The sequence below is a fragment of the Marinomonas communis genome (assembly GCF_004363305.1).
Taxonomy (GTDB): Bacteria; Pseudomonadota; Gammaproteobacteria; order Pseudomonadales; family Marinomonadaceae; genus Marinomonas; species Marinomonas communis.
On record NZ_SNZA01000003.1, the window covers coordinates 287,125 to 303,554 of the forward strand.

General features: G+C 41.3%; 17 protein-coding genes. 10 read left to right on the plus strand and 7 right to left on the minus strand.

Annotated features, from left to right (window positions below):
• Positions 1-5: 5 nt before the first annotated feature.
• From flgL to C8D85_RS10405, 10 genes are all read left to right on the plus strand, one after another.
• The gene (gene flgL / locus C8D85_RS10360; RefSeq protein WP_133562376.1) at positions 6-1,223 is read left to right on the plus strand and encodes a flagellar hook-associated protein FlgL; all 1,218 of its coding nucleotides are present in this window, start codon (positions 6-8) and stop codon (positions 1,221-1,223) included.
• Positions 1,224-1,238: 15 nt separating this feature from the next.
• Complete coding sequence (locus tag C8D85_RS10365) at positions 1,239-2,780, plus strand: HD-GYP domain-containing protein (protein ID WP_133562377.1); 1,542 nt, start codon at positions 1,239-1,241, stop codon at positions 2,778-2,780.
• A 207-nt stretch (positions 2,781-2,987) separates the two neighbouring features.
• Positions 2,988-3,845 carry a flagellin N-terminal helical domain-containing protein gene (locus tag C8D85_RS10370; protein WP_133562379.1) on the plus strand — a complete coding sequence of 286 codons (858 nt, stop codon included), beginning with the start codon at positions 2,988-2,990 and terminating at the stop codon, positions 3,843-3,845.
• A gap of 118 nt (positions 3,846-3,963) precedes the next feature.
• Positions 3,964-4,242: a hypothetical protein gene (locus C8D85_RS10375; RefSeq protein ID WP_133562381.1), complete on the plus strand. Its 279-nt coding sequence runs from the start codon at positions 3,964-3,966 to the stop codon at positions 4,240-4,242.
• A gap of 80 nt (positions 4,243-4,322) precedes the next feature.
• Positions 4,323-5,180, plus strand: a complete 858-nt coding sequence (locus C8D85_RS10380; protein ID WP_133562383.1) for a flagellin domain-containing protein — start codon at positions 4,323-4,325, stop codon at positions 5,178-5,180.
• Positions 5,181-5,241: 61 nt separating this feature from the next.
• Positions 5,242-5,670, plus strand: a complete 429-nt coding sequence (locus C8D85_RS10385; RefSeq protein ID WP_133562384.1) for a flagellar protein FlaG — start codon at positions 5,242-5,244, stop codon at positions 5,668-5,670.
• A gap of 35 nt (positions 5,671-5,705) precedes the next feature.
• Positions 5,706-7,100, plus strand: coding sequence for a flagellar filament capping protein FliD (gene fliD, locus C8D85_RS10390; protein ID WP_133562386.1), 1,395 nt, complete (start codon positions 5,706-5,708; stop codon positions 7,098-7,100).
• A gap of 30 nt (positions 7,101-7,130) precedes the next feature.
• Positions 7,131-7,544: a flagellar export chaperone FliS gene (gene fliS / locus C8D85_RS10395; RefSeq protein WP_133562388.1), complete on the plus strand. Its 414-nt coding sequence runs from the start codon at positions 7,131-7,133 to the stop codon at positions 7,542-7,544.
• 23 nt (positions 7,545-7,567) lie between these two features.
• Positions 7,568-7,873 carry a hypothetical protein gene (locus C8D85_RS10400; protein WP_133562390.1) on the plus strand — a complete coding sequence of 102 codons (306 nt, stop codon included), beginning with the start codon at positions 7,568-7,570 and terminating at the stop codon, positions 7,871-7,873.
• On the plus strand, positions 7,873-9,963 hold the full coding sequence (locus C8D85_RS10405) for a motility associated factor glycosyltransferase family protein (RefSeq protein ID WP_133562392.1): 2,091 nt from the start codon (positions 7,873-7,875) through the stop codon (positions 9,961-9,963). The genes C8D85_RS10400 and C8D85_RS10405 overlap by 1 nt, the downstream gene beginning before the upstream one ends.
• A 10-nt stretch (positions 9,964-9,973) precedes the next feature.
• On the opposite strand, the gene C8D85_RS10410 is transcribed toward C8D85_RS10405, so the two are convergent.
• From C8D85_RS10410 to neuC, 7 genes are read right to left on the minus strand one after another with little or no spacing between them, the layout of a single operon-like run.
• A complete protein-coding gene (locus C8D85_RS10410) occupies positions 9,974-10,747 on the minus strand; it encodes an oxidoreductase (RefSeq protein ID WP_133562394.1) in 774 nt (257 codons plus the stop codon).
• The gene (locus tag C8D85_RS10415) at positions 10,740-11,438 is read right to left on the minus strand and encodes an acylneuraminate cytidylyltransferase family protein (RefSeq protein ID WP_133562396.1); all 699 of its coding nucleotides are present in this window, start codon (positions 11,436-11,438) and stop codon (positions 10,740-10,742) included. Before C8D85_RS10415 ends, C8D85_RS10410 begins: the two co-directional genes overlap by 8 nt.
• A 6-nt stretch (positions 11,439-11,444) precedes the next feature.
• Entirely contained in the window at positions 11,445-12,434 is a 990-nt protein-coding gene (locus C8D85_RS10420) for a Gfo/Idh/MocA family protein (protein WP_133562398.1), read from the minus strand.
• The gene (locus tag C8D85_RS10425; RefSeq protein WP_133562400.1) at positions 12,434-13,498 is read right to left on the minus strand and encodes a nucleotidyltransferase family protein; all 1,065 of its coding nucleotides are present in this window, start codon (positions 13,496-13,498) and stop codon (positions 12,434-12,436) included. The genes C8D85_RS10420 and C8D85_RS10425 overlap by 1 nt, the downstream gene beginning before the upstream one ends.
• 15 nt (positions 13,499-13,513) lie before the next feature.
• The gene (locus C8D85_RS10430) at positions 13,514-14,173 is read right to left on the minus strand and encodes an acetyltransferase (protein ID WP_211342177.1); all 660 of its coding nucleotides are present in this window, start codon (positions 14,171-14,173) and stop codon (positions 13,514-13,516) included.
• Positions 14,166-15,239 (minus strand): N-acetylneuraminate synthase, encoded by a 1,074-nt coding sequence (neuB, locus tag C8D85_RS10435; protein ID WP_162847570.1) that lies wholly within the window; start codon positions 15,237-15,239, stop codon positions 14,166-14,168. The genes C8D85_RS10430 and neuB overlap by 8 nt, the downstream gene beginning before the upstream one ends.
• 13 nt (positions 15,240-15,252) lie before the next feature.
• Positions 15,253-16,422: a UDP-N-acetylglucosamine 2-epimerase gene (neuC, locus tag C8D85_RS10440; protein WP_133562405.1), complete on the minus strand. Its 1,170-nt coding sequence runs from the start codon at positions 16,420-16,422 to the stop codon at positions 15,253-15,255.
• Between the last annotated feature and the right edge of the window lie 8 nt (positions 16,423-16,430).

Genomic DNA, 16,430 nt, shown 5'->3' on the forward strand with positions numbered 1-16,430 from the left:
GATTTATGCGTGTCACAACGAACTTGATTTTTAACCAGTCGTCACTTTCAATGCAAAAAGCCAATGAGCGCTATTTAAAAGTTCAGGAAAAAATCTCTGAGCAGTCTGATATTGTCAGACCAAGCGACGATCCTAATGGCGCTGGTCAGTTGCTGCGCTATGGTGCCGATGCTAAGTTACTTGATCAGTATGATCAGAACATGACGCTTGCCACGAACTCTTTAGAGTATGAGTCAGTTACCTTAGAAAGTTTGAATAGTACCTTAGATGATATCAATGTTCGCCTGATTCAAACGGTCAATGGGGCAAATTCTCAAGATGACCTAGATACATTGGCTGGAGAAATGGAATCTTTGTTGGCTTCAGTTGCCGATTTAATGAACTCTAAAAATTCAAATGGACAGTATATTTTCTCAGGCACTAGCACGGACTCTCCTGCGTTTATCAAGGATGCAACAGGAAAGTATGTGTACGCTGGAAACGAGGCTCAGCAGATGTCGCAAATAGGAGATACAGTTTCAATTGCTACAAATGACTCTGGGAAGGCTGTTTTTCAGGATGCGTGGACCCGTAATACGGTAACGGCTACATCCTCAGCGGGAACTGCTACTTTATCCTACTCAATATCAGACCAAGACGCCTATGACACTTTTGTTGAAAACAACTACAGTGCAGTGAATTCAGTATTGAATGACTTTACATTGACAACCACAGCGGGAGCTCCTGACCAGTTTGCTATCACCGACAGTTCTGGTGCTGTGTTGGCTTCTGGTGATTATGTGTCTGGTGAGGCGATTACTTTCAATGGAATGGAGTTTACTTTGGATGGGGCAGCAGGGAGTACCGTGAATATTACGTTAGATCAGCCAACGCGAGATAATGTTTTGAATCAAGTGATGGACGCAATTAATGCTTTGCGTGATCCCTCTTTGACATCTGAAGAGAGAGAGTATTTTCGCTTAAATGCTACTGCTAGTATTGTGAATACCCAGACAAATATTGCAAAGGCTTCTTCATCTGTTGGGGCTCGTCTCAACACCATTGATAATCGAACCGATTATGGCGCAGCTAAGCAGATTTTTAATCAGCAAGCTCAGGAGAATATCGGTGGGTTAGACATTTATAAAGCAACAACTGAGCTTGAATTAAGTGAGTCGGCTTTATCTGCTACTCAGCTACTGTTTCAGCGAATTAGTTCCCTTTCTTTGTTCAACTCGATTTAGTTGTAAAGGTACTAGATGGCAAAGTTTGATGTAACAAGCTTATTTGGCGTAAATATCGACTTTGCCTATTTCGATGTCTTTGAGTTGCTCGAATTGTTGGGAGTCAGCCGGCGCATCCTTAAAACAGAGCGTGTAGCCAACCTAATAAAAAAACATGGCGAAAAGCATCATATTGTTAGTGTTGCCATTCGACAAGTGCTCTTGTCTGAGTTAAAGGCTACTCTCAATAAAGAACTGTTACCTTTTCATTCCCCCTTTCAAGACGTTCATATCACCAGTACAGACTATGAGCGGCGTTATGAAGCGGAAGAGAAACTTATACTGTTGTGTTATTCCATTTCTCTAAGTAAGTCTGTAACGAGTATCAGACGTTTGAAGGGGGAAGAGTTTTCAAAAAATCCTAGGGAGTTCCATTCCAAAGGGAAAAGTTTGTATGACTATTTCCGCTCACTGTTAAATGACAACACTCGTGAATATGTATTGGCTTATAAAGAAGGAAGAGTGGACCCCAATGGCCTGCTGACGAGCGCGAGCGAATCTGAAAAAGGTGAAGTGGAGGTAAATAGTGAGCCGCTTCATGCTGAAACAGATCAACAGCGCGCCATTTCTCGCAAGGATCATGCTGCAACTGTGCCATTTCATAAGGAGGTTGAGCGTGCGACATCATTAATGATTAACGGTGTTCAGTTGCTACATGAGGAGGTAAAGCAGTCTCTTGCTGGTGTGCCTTTAAATGTTTTGAGGCTTTCTAGTTTTTGTAAAAAGCTGATCGAGTCTTATGATCGTAATCCACATTCACTTCTTGCCGCACGACACATACAAAACTCTGAAGATTATATTGCACAGCATTCGATTGCGTGTGCAATTTTGGCTTGTCACCTATCCAAATCTCTACAGCTTACTTCTCGCTATGTAGAGGTCATTGTGCTTGGTGCGCTGTTATTTGATATCGGGCGGTTTAAGTTGCCTGAGGCTATTGCTAAAAAAACAGGCAAGCTAACAGAAGCAGAATTTCAGCTTACTCGTAAGCATCTTAGCTTCGGTGAAGTGCTCTTATCTGGTTCATCGGATATACCCAAAGTGGTTTACCAAATGCTTTGGGAGCATCATGAACGGCTTGATGGTTCTGGTTATCCTCAAGGAAAGTTTGATGATGAAATCAGCGCTTATGGGAAAATAGGCTCTATTGTTGATGCTTATGATTCCCTCACATCAGAGCAAGTACATCGTGCAGCTTTAACGCCAACTGAGGCGCTTAGAAAGATGCAGAAAGAGGCTGGTGTAGCATTTGATAAGAATATCTTAACAGTGTTTATAAAGAGCTTAGGTCCAATCCCCGTAGGATCTTGTGTTGCCTTGTCTAATGGTAGGCTCGGTTTTGTTTTGACACTGAGTAATAAACACGCCCCTTCTTTGGTAAGACAGGTTTATAGCATCACTACCAAAGCGTTCATTTCTCCATCAGATATCGCTCTAGATAAAAATGACGATGTGAAGGTGTCTAAGGTTGTCTTACCTGGTGACTTTGATCTTCGTTTTATTGATCATATCTCCTAAAAAAGTATTAAAGATCTCCGGCTTCTGACCGTAAATGTAAGTACAGCGAAGCATAATTGTTGTTTGCGAAGCAAAAGAAAAAAATTTAAAAAAATATTAAAGCTTTTTCTGAATGTGACGATAACTTAAATATGCAAGATGCAACCAAATAACTAATTAAATCAAATGGTTGCGATAAATGTTTTACATTTCTAGGAGAACTTAATCATGGCTTTGTACGTAAATACTAATGTCTCATCCATAAATGCTCAAAACCAGTTAATGAAGTCAGGAAATACGCTTGATACAGCTTATCAGCGTCTATCTTCTGGTCTACGTATTAACAGTGCTGCAGACGATGCAGCTGGTCTTCAAATCTCAAACCGTTTAACGTCTCAAATCAACGGTTTGAACCAGGCAGTACGTAACGCTAATGATGGTATCTCTCTAGCGCAAACCGCAGAGGGGGCGTTGGATGAAACAACAAGCATGTTGCAACGAATGCGAACTCTAGCGATTCAATCAGCTAACGGCTCGAACTCTGATGAAGACCGCGTCGCTCTACAGCAAGAGATTTCTCAACTTGCTACTGAAATTAACCGAGTGGCCGAAACAACTACATTTGGTGGTCAGAACTTACTTGACGGAACTTACGAAGGTATTTTTCAGGTAGGTGCAGATGCTAATCAGACGATTTCTTTCTCATTGAGTACTGTGAATAGTTTAGCTGCAGCTCAAGGCTTTAGTATTTCAGGTATGAGTAGTGTTTACACTTCTACTACTATTACGATTAGTGCTGCTTCTTTGGCGCAGTCTGCCATTGACCAAATTGGCAATATGATTGCGGCAGTTGATGCTAAGCGTGCAGAGTTGGGTGCGGTGCAAAACCGATTTACATCTACTATCAGTAACTTAAGTAATATTTCTGAAAACGTATCAGCCGCACGATCACGTATTCGTGATGCAGACTTCGCTGAAGAAACTGCGACTTTAACTAGTGCTCAAATTCTACAGCAAGCAAGTTCAACAATTCTTGCGCAGGCTAACCAAAGACCACAAACAGCCCTATCTCTACTAGGGGGCTAATAAAAAAGAGCGGCTGATCAGGCCGCTCATACTTTGAAGCATATTTCGAATGCCGGAGGCAAGAGGTTTGGCGAAGGCATTCGAAACCTTTCTCGCTTCTTACTCCTAGAAGTGATTTTTGAGCCAAGTGTTAGCGCACTTGGCTTTTTTTATGGAAGCTTTGGCGAGCTTCCATATTGTTTTTCAGCAAGCAGCATGCCAATGTGGGGAAAATATTCATAAGCCTGTTTTTAAATATTTTTTTTGGGTGTGCAGGAAAATTTTTCAAGAAAAAAGCGTTTTAAAAACAAAGTATTGCCGACTTTGGCGGTGCTTTTTTGCCATAAGCGGAAAAAAATATCAAAAAAACGTTAAAGTTCCTTTTGGCTTCGCCGTTAACGTAAACAAGAGGTTTTAGGTGAATTTAGATTTGGCGATCTTTTCACCAATTAAAGGTTTGCTTGGCAGCAAGCCACATGGCGAAACTAGGAGGCTATTATGGCTTTATATGTAAATACTAATACATCATCGTTGAACGCTCAGAACAACTTGATGAAATCTGGTAACACGCTTGACACTGCTTACCAGCGTTTGTCTTCAGGCATGCGTATCAACAGTGCAGCAGATGATGCTGCAGGTCTTCAAATTTCAAACCGTTTGACTTCTCAGATCAATGGTTTGAACCAGGCTGTTCGTAATGCGAATGACGGTATTTCTTTGGCTCAAACGGCTGAAGGTGCGCTAGACGAAACTACTAGTATGCTTCAGCGTATGCGTACACTTGCAGTGCAGTCTGCTAACGGCTCCAACTCAGATGAAGATCGTGTTGCACTACAGCAAGAGATTTCGCAGCTTGCCACTGAAATTAACCGTGTTGCTGAAACAACTACTTTTGGTGGTCAGAACCTTTTAGATGGTACTTATTCTGGTGTTTTCCAAGTAGGTGCGGACGCAAACCAAACTATCTCGTTCTCTTTGAGTACAGCTAACACTGCAGCTACGGCTGGTGCTGGTTTTACGATTTCAGGTATGAGTAGTGTGTACACATCGTCTACAATCACTATTAGTGCAGCTTCTTTGGCGCAATCGGCAATTGACCAAATTGACAATATGATTGCCGCGGTAGACTCTCGACGTGCTGAATTGGGTGCGGTACAAAACCGTTTTACATCTACTATTAGCAACTTGAGCAATATTTCTGAAAACGTATCGGCTGCCCGCTCACGTATCCGTGATGCAGACTTTGCGGAAGAGACAGCTGCTTTGACTAGTGCTCAGATCTTGCAACAAGCAAGCTCTTCTATTCTAGCCCAGGCTAACCAGCGTCCTCAAACTGCGCTATCCTTATTAGGTTAATGTAGAGTAATGCTAGAAAGCTGGAGTATTACTCCAGCTTTTTTGTTTTGGGAGAGTGCCCATGTCAATTAATTCTGATTTTTCAAAACTATCTACGACACCACTGCAAACAGGTCAGGGTAATCAACTAACTGAGCAAGAGTTTGTTAAAGATAAGCAATTGCAAACTCAAGTTGTGCAGCAAACTGCCGATACAAATTCAACAGGTACAGAGTCTGAGAATGGCAGTAATTTTGCAGATGATTCAGCAAAGTTTGTGGATGAGCCTAAGGTTGAGGAAGTGAATGTGAAAATGCGACAGCTGAGTTTAGGCGTGTCGTTTGAGCTAACGGAAGAGTCTGAAAACATTGTAAAAGTCATTGATCAGGAGACAGGTGACTTGGTACGACAGATTCCATCAGAGGAATTTTTAAAAATGTCGGATCGGCTCGACGAGATTTTTGGTGAGCTAAATAGCCTGAAAGGAAACCTGATCAATAGTGAAGTTTAAGTTAGCTCAAAAGTAATGAGCTAAGGGAGGAAAGTATGTCTGTTACATCTCTTGGTGTAGGTTCTGGCTTAGATCTAGAATCTCTTGTTGAGAATATGATCTCTGTACAGCGAGACTCCAAGGTTAGCGCATACGAAGATAAAATTAGCGATTACGAATCAGAAGTTTCTGCTTATGGCGCGATTAAGTCTGCGTTGGAGAAATTTGAGACCTCCGTCGAAACTCTTGCTGATAGTGATCTTTTCACTGGCCGAACGGCCACTCTTACTCAACCTAGTAGCGGCGATATTATTTCTGTTGAAGCTGACAGTGACGCTTCTAATGGTTCCTACAACATTTCTGTCTCGCAGCTCGCACAGGGTAGTCGAAGTGTTTCCTCTGCGGGCTTATTCAGTAGCTCTGATGATGAAGTGACTGCTGTTGGAGGCGACCTTACATTTACCGCTGGAACCGAGACCTTTACTATTACCGTTGCCGCAGGGACAACTCTATCTGAGTTAAGAGAGCAAATTAATGATGATAGTAGTAATTTTGGTGTTTCTGCGAACTTGGTGGATGATGGATCTGGGAATGTTTATTTGACCCTAAATTCAGATGTTACTGGCGATGGCAATGATTTAGTGGTCACTAATACGGATGAGTCATTGGATAACGTGTCTTCTGTGGCTACCGGTGCTGGAACACCAGGGCTGAGCATTGCTGCTGAAGATGCAGCGCAAGATGCTGTGATCAATGTAGATGGAATTGATATCCGTAGTGACTCAAATACCTTTGAAAATGCAGTGTCAGGATTGACCATTAAAACCTTGGCTGTATCTGAAACGGATGCAAATGGTGACCCTGAAACAGCTAAAGCGGAAGTAGATTTTGATACAGAAACTGTTCAAGAAACTCTTGAAGAGTTTGTGACAGCATATAACACTCTTTTGTCAGTATTTGATAAGTACACCGACACTGATGCGATATTAAATGGTAGTAGCTTAGTACGAGGCTTAGAAGGCTCATTAAATTCTGATCTAATGAGTATTTTTGATGATGCTGGGGCCTTAACCAATATTTTCGATATCGGTATTGAGATGGATGATGATGGTACGCTATCCCTCGATACAACGGCTTTTAGCGAAGCGATGGAAGAAAGCTATGATGACGTTGTGACGCTTTTTTCTGGTGAAAATGGGCTGGCTAGTATTCTCGAAGAGATGTTAGGTAACTATACGGGCTCAAGTGGCCTTTTGAAAGATATGGTTGACACTTCTCAAGCTTCTGCAGATAAAACAGAAGAGTCATTGGAAAACTTTGAATATCGCATGGATCTCTACGAAGAGCAGTTGCGTGCGCGATTCACCACACTGGATACACTTTTAGCGAGCATGAACTCCAATGGTACTTATTTGTTAACACAATTAAGTAGTTTAAGCAGCAGTAGCTAATATAGAATCGTTGTAACATAAGAGGTTGATATGTACACGAATAAAGGCATTCAAGCATATAAAAAAGATTCATTAAAGTCAGATCTGGCATCTGCTGATCCACATCGCGTTATCCAGTTATTGATGCAAGGTGCGTTGGAGCGCTTAGCCCTTAGTAAAGGGTTTATTGAGCGAAAAGACTTAGAGTCAAAATCACAGACGCTTACCCGCGTGGTTGAGATTATTAACGCTTTGCGAGATGCGCTAGATAGAGATGCTAACCCTGAATTGGTCGATAATCTTAATGATCTGTATGCATATATGATTGACCAGGTTCAAGAAGCTAGTGTTACGATGGATGTTCAAAAAATAGATTTGGTCATGGGTTTACTGCTTCAGATTAAAGGAGCTTGGGATCAAATCAGTGAAATAGATAAGCAAGCCGCGGCGCAAGCAAATGCGTAATATTTCTATGTCATGGGTCTCAAATGTCTATTGAATATACTCCTGAAAATTTATTGAAATTGCTCTCTTCCTTTTCTAAAGCAATTACGGATAAAGATATTGACGCCCTTCTAGCTATAGATAGCTATATTTCTGAGTTAATTAAGAGAGAGTTATTAACACAAGAATTCATAGCTATACACAAGGAAGAAATGACTCAGTTATATGCTTTGATGAGAGAGTCTGAGGCTTGTATCGAGGTTCTTAAAAGTGAAATTAAAACTGAACAGTCAGACCTGAAGAAAAAAGTAAAGATTTCTAAACGTTATTTGGATATAGAGAGGCTGTAATGTCTGAGGTGTCAGAAATAGATGCTATCATACGCCGAATGGAGCGAGGATTAAAGGTTCTTAAAGCAAATGATGACATTTTGACTGAGCGTTATTTGAGTAATATAAAAGTTATTGAAGAGAATTTCCCTCAGATTTATACCATCATCAAAGACTATAAACCCTCTAACAATAATATTTTCGTAGAGGAAGACGGTTCTCTAAATTTATTATTTCCTGATAGTGGTTATACGTTATTTTCAGAAACTCCTTTTCAGCAAATAGAAGAAAAATACAAAAGGTTTATCAGTAATCCTGACAGAACTTATGTGAACTTGTCAGTTGAATTAACAGATCGATCTAGGCATGAGTTTTATTTAAGTAAAATTCATGTTGATAAAGAAAAAGCTAAAAGTAGTGCAGAAAAATTAACAATAATGCCCCGTGTGGTAGGCGGAATTGTTTTATTTGGTTTTGACTTGGGCTACCAATTAATTCGTATATTAGATGAGCATTTCGCAAAGCACATCTATATTTACGAGGAGAATCTTGACCTATTCTACTACTCTCTCTTTGCGATAGACTGGGAATGGGTTGTGAATGAAATGGTTGAACGGGATTGTTCATTACACTTTTTTCTAGGTATTGATGAGAGTGAGTTTATCAACCAATACCTTAGGGTTTTGCGGCTTAATGGCATGTATATGGCTGCACATACTTATCTGTACTCTAGCTACAGTGCGCAGCATATTCAGCCTGTATTGACCGAATTTAGGAATCAATTTGCTAAGCAAGTTATGGGGTGGGGCTTCTTTGATGATGGTGTGATAGGCATAGGTCAATATTTAGCAAGACAGAATAAAACTTATTTAGCTGTAAAGCCTGAGCAAGATCTAAGGTTTGGTTTTAATAAGAATCTTGATATCCCTGTCTTTATCCTAGGTAATGGTCCATCTCTAGATGATAATATAGAGTTTGTGAAAGCCCATCGAAATGACGTTATTCTAGTGTCATGTGGAACGACACTTAATACACTTTCTAAGTATGGTATTAAACCTGATTATCATGTTGATGTAGAGCGCATGCGTCATACAGCAGAAAAAATATCTTTTGTTGATAAGGAGTTTTTAAAAGGGATTACCGCTTTAACGGTTAATGTGATGCATCCAGAGTTCTACCAGTACTTTGAGAAAAGTATTATTGGTTTAAAGCCGGGTGAGCCTATTTCATCTTTGATGAGAAATAGACTGGTTTCAGAGGAAAATAGATCTCGTCTTATGGATATGCATTTCTCATCACCTATCGTTGCCAATTTGGCTTTGTCGTATGTTTTGCAAATGGGATTCTGTGATGTATATATGATTGGGGTGGATTGCGGTTTTAGGTCTCCTGAACTACATCATTCTAAAGTAAGCGGTTATTATACGAAAGACGGTGAAAACTCTGGTCTTATGCCTTTAGCTTCGGATCATATTAGACGTGAAGCCAACTTTGGTGGTATTGCTTTAACTACTTCTATTATGGATATGTCGCGTATTCAGCTTGAGCTTCTTATCAGCTTCTTTCGACCAAAAAACCGAATGTTTAAATGCTACAATTTATCAGATGGTATTAAGATAAAAGGAACAGAACCTTTACGTGCAGAGGATGCATTAATAGCTGCCCAGGCCGAAGGTAGGAAAAATAAAGTAAAGAGTTATGTTTGGGATAACTTTGTAGTAGAAGAGAACTCTGATTTTAGTGATTGGAGTAGTCTCGATGTTAAAGATGAGTTTGAGTTATTTTGTGATGAAGTTACGAATATTTTAGATAATGATTTTCAGACTAAGGAAGATATTTTAAAGAATGTTTCTACACTGAATAATTTAGTTATGCTTCAATACAACTTAGGAAAGTCATATAATATTGAGCTCATGTTTGGATCCTTTGTTTACTTTGCTAATGAGCTTCTTGATTATGTGTTGTCAGTAGAAGTATTTGACATGAAAGAAGTTAGATCTATGCTGAATATTTTTAAAGATTTTGTTCAAGAAATGCCATCCATGTTAGAGGACCCAAGGCAATCGGTTGATAAGCGTGAAGATGTTTTAAAAGGTAAATATCACGCTTGATATGGCCTTTTTAGACTGAGAATCCGTCATCTACAACAATATTCTGGCCAGTTACATGTTGTGATTGGTCAGAAAGTAAAAAAATAATAGATCCAGTAACCTTGTCTACAGATAACATGCCCTCACCATGAGTGTTATCTTTATAAGAGGCTAAAAATGCTTCTGGTTGGTGGTCAAAAATCCCCCCCGGGCTAACGCAGTTCACTCTAAACTTACTATTTTTCACATAGGCCACTGAATACTTAGTTAGATGTATAAGAGCTGACTTTATCGCGGCATATTCAACAGGCATACTCATTGAAGTATCGTTGTATACATCAAATTTTGGAGCAATCACACCATATATAGAGGAAATATTGACGAGTGAAAATGGTGATTGGCGTTCTTTGAAGTAAGCGGCGCATTGCTGCATGAATAAGAAGCTACTGCCAAGATGGAGTGACAAATTTTCGTTGAAACTTGCTTGTGACACTTCAAAAAAGTGCGCGCCATAGGTCCGATTTCGAGGGTATGTCGTGTTGGCCGCACCATCCAGCGCTTTAATATTGGCAAAGAACTTTTTCACATCACTCTCATTTGTGATGTCTAGAGTTGTTAGCTCTAAAGACGGATATTCGTTTGCATTGATACCTAAAGATACGAGCCTTTGCTGGATACGTTCAATATCGAGGTCAGCAGCAATAACTGAAGCGCCTTGCCATAGGCAATCTTTTACTAATTGTGATCCAAGTAGTCCTGCTGCACCTGCAATGAGGATAGTTTTACCTTGGAGTAAGTCAGTCATTTTGGATATCCTTTAAAATACTTTCTGCCAACTTGAAATCATAAAAATCGTCAATATCGACCGCGCGTTGCTTTGGCATAACAATAGCGACGACTTTTCCATCAAATAGTGCGTTGTTTTTCAGAATAAAATCTGGTGTTGAAACATACACTCCTGTGGTGATGTCATATACTTCAGGAGTATCCTGCCTTCTTGTTATACCGGTACTTTGGGGAATAACCAACTCGACTTCTTCTGAGTGCGAAAATCGCTTTACCATATTGAAATAAGGGCTTCGGCTAGCGGGTGTAACTGATATGCATATATCTGCCGCCTCTGCCTGATGTTTTGAGATCGCAGATTCAACATCTTCTACTGCTCTTAATGGGCATGTGGCCGGTAAGCTAACGAAGTGGTCAAACGAGCCATAATGCTTCTGTGCCCATTCAATTGCATGTCGCCAGCTAAGCCACTCGGGACTGGTATCTGTGGCAAGATTTTTTGGACGTGGAATAATTGTCGCACCAGCTATGGTTGCACATTTAGCTATCTCTTTGTCATCGGTAGAAACAAATACATGACTAATAGAAGGGCACGCTATTGCTGTTTCGATAGCGTAATGTATAAGAGGTTTACCAAGCAGCGGTTTGATATTTTTTCCTGGTAAGCCTTTTGAGCCACCTCTAGCAAAAACAAATGCAAAGCAAGTCATAGTGCCTCAATTAGTGGTTTGTATCAGTGGGTAGCGCTTTATTGCTTCTATTAACTCTATGATCGAAAGTGCTTCATCAACAGTGGCTAAGGGTTTTTCTTTATTATATGAAGAGCAAATAAACGCCTCAAACTGTTGAGTATACATTTGGTTCTTATCCCATTCTGGAGCACTGTAAAGAATCTCTTTTTTACCTGATAAGGAGATTGTGGTTACAGTATTGAGTATTAGGTCCCATTCTAAGGAACCCCCGCTGCCGACTATACGCCATCGGCGATAGGGCGTGCGTTGTAGGAAGTCTAGGTGAACGTGTGCGATGACTTTAGACGAATTGCTCAATAGGAGGTCGACGCAATCTTCTACATCTGTATCGAGTTCAGGCATGGAACGTAAAATAGCGTGTTCCAAAGTCAAGTTACCTAGTAGCCACTGCGCCAAATCAAGCTCGTGACTTAGCTCAAGTAAAGCTCCTCCTCCACATTTTCTTTGAGCCGAAACGGACTGCCTATAATCGATATCAGGACGCCAACTTGGTAAATATTGCCCTACTTCAATAGACACATTATAAAGCTGCCCTAGTCGCTGTTCATTGATTACTTGTTTGACTACAGCGGAAGAGGGTAGGAAGCGTAAGCAGTACCCAATGGCTACTCTAGTGTGATTCTCATGTACAAGTTTAGCCAGCTCATAAGCATCCTCTATTGAGGCAGACAGTGGCTTTTCAATCAAGACCGGAATACCTGCTTTAATAAAACCTTGGGCGTGTTGTAGATGCAGAGAAGCAGGTGAAGCGACGATGGCGCACTGGATATTACACCGCATAAGCTCAGTTACTGATTCGACCAGTTGGTCTGCGTTTTCAACCCGTTTTTGATTGGTAGGCAGAAGACCTCGTGCAGGCATGCTAATAATGCACGCGCTAGGGAAATGCTGGCGGATATTTCGCCGATGCCGTGTAGCTATACTGCCAAGGCCGATGACTCCAATACGTTCCATTAATGTTCGAACTCCAATGAATGAATGTCAGATTGAGCGCGATTGAAGTCATCTAATCTACCAATGTCCAACCAGTATTCATGGATTGGGAACATGAGAATTTGATCTCGTTCGCTCATATGCTGCTCCAGCAATTTAGGCATATCGATGCGATGATTCTCTGGAACAGATTGGATAACTCGATGAGAGACAACATAAATACCGGCATTGATAAAAAAACGTTGAATGGGCTTTTCTACCATGCTTTTAATCTTGCCATTTTGCCCATTGATGACGCCATATGGGATTTGATAATCGTACTCAGTGACACACATCGTAGCATCCCCGTCATTCTCTACATGAAAATTGAGTAGGCGGGTAAAGTCGACATTCGTCAGAATATCGCCGTTTATCATTATAATCGGTAAGTCTTTAGGAAGGTCCTTTGGTAATAATCCTAGTGCGCCGCCTGTGCCAAGAGGCTCTTGTTCATGGACATAGGTAATTGACACACCGAGTTTTGAACCATCACCAAAATACTCTTTGATTTTTTCCGGCATGTAATGAGTCGAAATATAAAAGTTTTCGAAGCCGGCTTTAATAAAACTCAGTATTTGCGTTTCTAGTATAGGCTTCTTACCTATCTTAAGCATGGGCTTGGGACAATGGTCGGTCAGAGGTTGAAGTCGAGTGCCAAAACCGCCAGCCATAATAAATACAGGGTTTTTGTAATGTGTTTTTTGGGAGTGTTGGTTGAGAAATTCTACCCCTACCAATGTATTGTCTGCGTCAACAATAGGTAGTGATAGGATGCCATGCCTTGTCATAATTTCGACAAGCTTCTGTCTTGATGTTGCTTGTGTGGCAGTAATTGGGGTGCGACTCATTATGTAATGAACTTCATCCGTCAAGGATAAGTTATTAAGCAAACCTCTGCGAATATCGCCATCAGTGATTACACCTATCAAGCGCTCTTGGTCATCAATGACCATGGCAAAACGCAATGCTTCGTTGTTAATGATTTCTAATGCTTCGCGGATAGAATTATGAGATTTTAATAGTACGTTGCGCCAATTTTTTTTCATAAGTCACCTATTTACCTAAAGCTCAGAGGGTGCGATAAACGCATTGGCAGAATGTGCTGTTTGGTTGCTTTGCAGGTGATCCTTTACAACTGCTCCCGCGCCCACAATAACCCCTTTATCAAGGTGTAGGTTAGGTAAGACAGTTGCGTTAGCACCCACGAAAACATCTGTTGCAGTAATGACACCTCCGCATAGTACTGCATTGGGTGCGATATGATTGAAGCTTCCTAGTTGGCAGTCATGCTCTACTAGAGCGCCAGTATTAATGATACTGTATGCACCAATTGATACCCCTGCCTGAATAACTGCTCCAGGAAATATTTGGCAGGCCTCACCAACGTCTGAAAATTTTGAAACAATGGCCTTGTCTGATACCACGCTTATGAACTGATAACCCTTGTCTAAGTAGTAGCTTTGAATCTTTTGTCGACGATTTGACCTAGGTACTATGCCTATTCCATTTACAAGAAAAACATCGGAAGCCTGAAATTGTTCGATGTCAGAATCATTTCTAAGCTGCTGTATCCCTTTAAATATATTGCGTTGGTTAATTTCATCAGGACTAATGAAAGCCTTAATCGAGTACCCTTGGGACAGCAAAATATCTGCCAGTACTGAGGCATGTCCACCAGCACCTATCATGATGATAGGCTTGAGAGGATGTTGATTAGTCAAGGATGATATCTCCAAGTTTATATTCTCTTTGTGCTTGTCGGCCAATGGTATCCCAATATAGATAAGGGGACTTACCATTTCCTGGACGTTTAGTTCCTATATTGTTTTCGGTAAAAGATTCCCCGACTTTAATAGGTTGAATCGCAACTAAGCTTTTTCGAGCAATCACCTTATTTTTTAATTCAGCTGGAGAAGGTGCTTTTAGTGGGCTACCCAAGGCGCTCTCTACGAGTCGAATGCCTTCTACCATCGCTTTGAGTTCTTGGGGTTCTAGAGAGGCTTTATGATCCGGACCAGGTAAGTTTTGACTTATAGTAAAATGTTTTTCTATAACCCCTGCTCCTCGTGCAACGGCAGCCACAGGTACGGTAATGCCACTAGTATGATCCGAATACCCAATAGGTAAACCGAATGCATTATGCAATGTGTCCATTGCCCGAAGATTCACATCTTCAATGGCGGCTGGATATTCTGTTGTGCAGTGCAACAATATGACTTTATTTCTTAATGCTTGCTGACCTTCGCTAGATAGATAAGCCGACATAAATGCAGCTTGTGAGGGAGGCACTTGAGGCCCACATGTCAGACCAAATGCTATGACCTGAAGAGCCATTTCAACCTCTGCTAGAGTGGCCATACCTGTAGAGACAATTAGCTCACAGCCACTACGGGCGTGGGCAAGAACTAATGGTGCATTGGTCAGCTCTCCTGATGGTATTTTAAGACGCTTTAACCCGATGTCCTTGACTAAAAAAGTGAGGCTTTCTTCGTCGAATGCGGTGGACAAAAACTCAATTCCTAATGATTGACAGTAGCTAAGTAACCGATGATGAGCTTCATAGGGAAGTTCAAGTCGGCTGAGCATTGCTAGCTGGGTCTCTTTCCGTTGACTGTTTTTGGCTTGGTACTCCGCTTGTTGTGCATGTTCTGTAACAAGGTTCTTCGCCTTGAAAGTTTGGAATTTGACGATGTCAGCTCCTGCTTCATAGGCCGCTTTGACAAGCTCAAAAGCTAAACTTTCATCTCCATTATGATTGACGCCTGCTTCAGCAATAATAAGTGTCATAGTCATATTTCCTTTACTTCGCAAGTTGATAATCGAGGTCGTAGAAAGTCTTTACGGGCTTACGCGGTAGTTGTCTGATCATTTGAATAACGGCTTCACTAGCGTTGCCTTGACCATAGGGGTTATCAACTTGCTTGCCTTTAGCTGTATCATGCCACTGGATCGCAGCAAGAATTGTTTTCACAATATCCGTCTCATTAGCAGCTGTGTTTAATACGCTGCTTGCAGCTAAGCGTCCCTTTTGGCGGATGCCGATATTTACCGTGGGAACGTTAAAGCTAGGAACTTCAATAATGCCACTTGAGGAGTTACCTATAACGGCCGTTGCATGTTTTACCGCACTTAAGTAACGTATCTGGCCTAAGGATTTAATGCTCAATACGCGATTGGAGTGGGCTCTAGCATATGCCTCTAGTATTGGGATGATTAGCCTTCCGCCATCATCGGCATTAGGGTAGGTAAGTATGACTTTATGGCTGTCCAATACATAATCAAGTGCTTTAAGCAGTGCCTGAAAGCTGGTTATAGGGTCTTCTTCTCCTGCTGTCACAGGATGATAGGTGACAAGAAAGTAAGGGTCATTAAGCTCGAAGTCCAGAGACTTGCTGAGCTCGTCAAGCGACATAAAATTTGATCGCTTGATATGATCAAGGCCAACGGCTCCTATATTAAAAACTCGTTCAGGACTTTCTCCCAGTTGAATCACTCGCCGACGGTAGGGTTCTGTGGCTGTACCATGAAAATAGCTAAACTTAGTAATAGCGTGCCGAAAGGCGTCATCATAAGCCCCCTCTGTAATTTCACCTCCATGGAGGTGGATGACGGGGATACGTAAAATAGCTGCGCTCTGTGCTGCAGCCAAGGCTTCAAATCGGTCTCCAAGAATAACTATGGCGTCTGGCTTTAGGCGAGTTAATGCATCCGTAAAGCCTAGAATGCCAAGCCCTAAACTTTTAGCTGTTCCCGTTGCGGTGTTGGAAGAGAGAAGCATTTCCACTTTTTCATCAATGACAAAGCCATCATGCTCAATTTGTTGATATGTTTCACCAAACTCAGGAGATAAGTGCGACCCTGCTACTAATAATTGTAGAGTCATATCCGGTTGCGCTTGGATGTCTTTCAATAGCCAGTACAGCAAGCCATACTCTGCCCTAGTACCTGTAAAAACTGTAATTTTGATCATGGTTATTC

Bases quoted from the DNA above. Each gene is read 5' to 3' on its own strand.
- flgL (WP_133562376.1), top strand. From the start codon at position 6: ATGCGTGTCACAACGAACTTGATTTTTAACCAGTCGTCACTTTCAATG.
- C8D85_RS10365 (WP_133562377.1), top strand. From the start codon at position 1,239: ATGGCAAAGTTTGATGTAACAAGCTTATTTGGCGTAAATATCGACTTT.
- C8D85_RS10370 (WP_133562379.1), top strand. From the start codon at position 2,988: ATGGCTTTGTACGTAAATACTAATGTCTCATCCATAAATGCTCAAAAC.
- C8D85_RS10380 (WP_133562383.1), top strand. From the start codon at position 4,323: ATGGCTTTATATGTAAATACTAATACATCATCGTTGAACGCTCAGAAC.
- C8D85_RS10385 (WP_133562384.1), top strand. From the start codon at position 5,242: ATGTCAATTAATTCTGATTTTTCAAAACTATCTACGACACCACTGCAA.
- fliD (WP_133562386.1), top strand. From the start codon at position 5,706: ATGTCTGTTACATCTCTTGGTGTAGGTTCTGGCTTAGATCTAGAATCT.
- fliS (WP_133562388.1), top strand. From the start codon at position 7,131: ATGTACACGAATAAAGGCATTCAAGCATATAAAAAAGATTCATTAAAG.
- C8D85_RS10400 (WP_133562390.1), top strand. From the start codon at position 7,568: ATGTCTATTGAATATACTCCTGAAAATTTATTGAAATTGCTCTCTTCC.
- C8D85_RS10405 (WP_133562392.1), top strand. From the start codon at position 7,873: ATGTCTGAGGTGTCAGAAATAGATGCTATCATACGCCGAATGGAGCGA.
- C8D85_RS10410 (WP_133562394.1), bottom strand. From the start codon at position 10,747: ATGACTGACTTACTCCAAGGTAAAACTATCCTCATTGCAGGTGCAGCA.
- C8D85_RS10415 (WP_133562396.1), bottom strand. From the start codon at position 11,438: ATGACTTGCTTTGCATTTGTTTTTGCTAGAGGTGGCTCAAAAGGCTTA.
- C8D85_RS10420 (WP_133562398.1), bottom strand. From the start codon at position 12,434: ATGGAACGTATTGGAGTCATCGGCCTTGGCAGTATAGCTACACGGCAT.
- C8D85_RS10425 (WP_133562400.1), bottom strand. From the start codon at position 13,498: ATGAAAAAAAATTGGCGCAACGTACTATTAAAATCTCATAATTCTATC.
- neuB (WP_162847570.1), bottom strand. From the start codon at position 15,239: ATGACACTTATTATTGCTGAAGCAGGCGTCAATCATAATGGAGATGAA.
- neuC (WP_133562405.1), bottom strand. From the start codon at position 16,422: ATGATCAAAATTACAGTTTTTACAGGTACTAGGGCAGAGTATGGCTTG.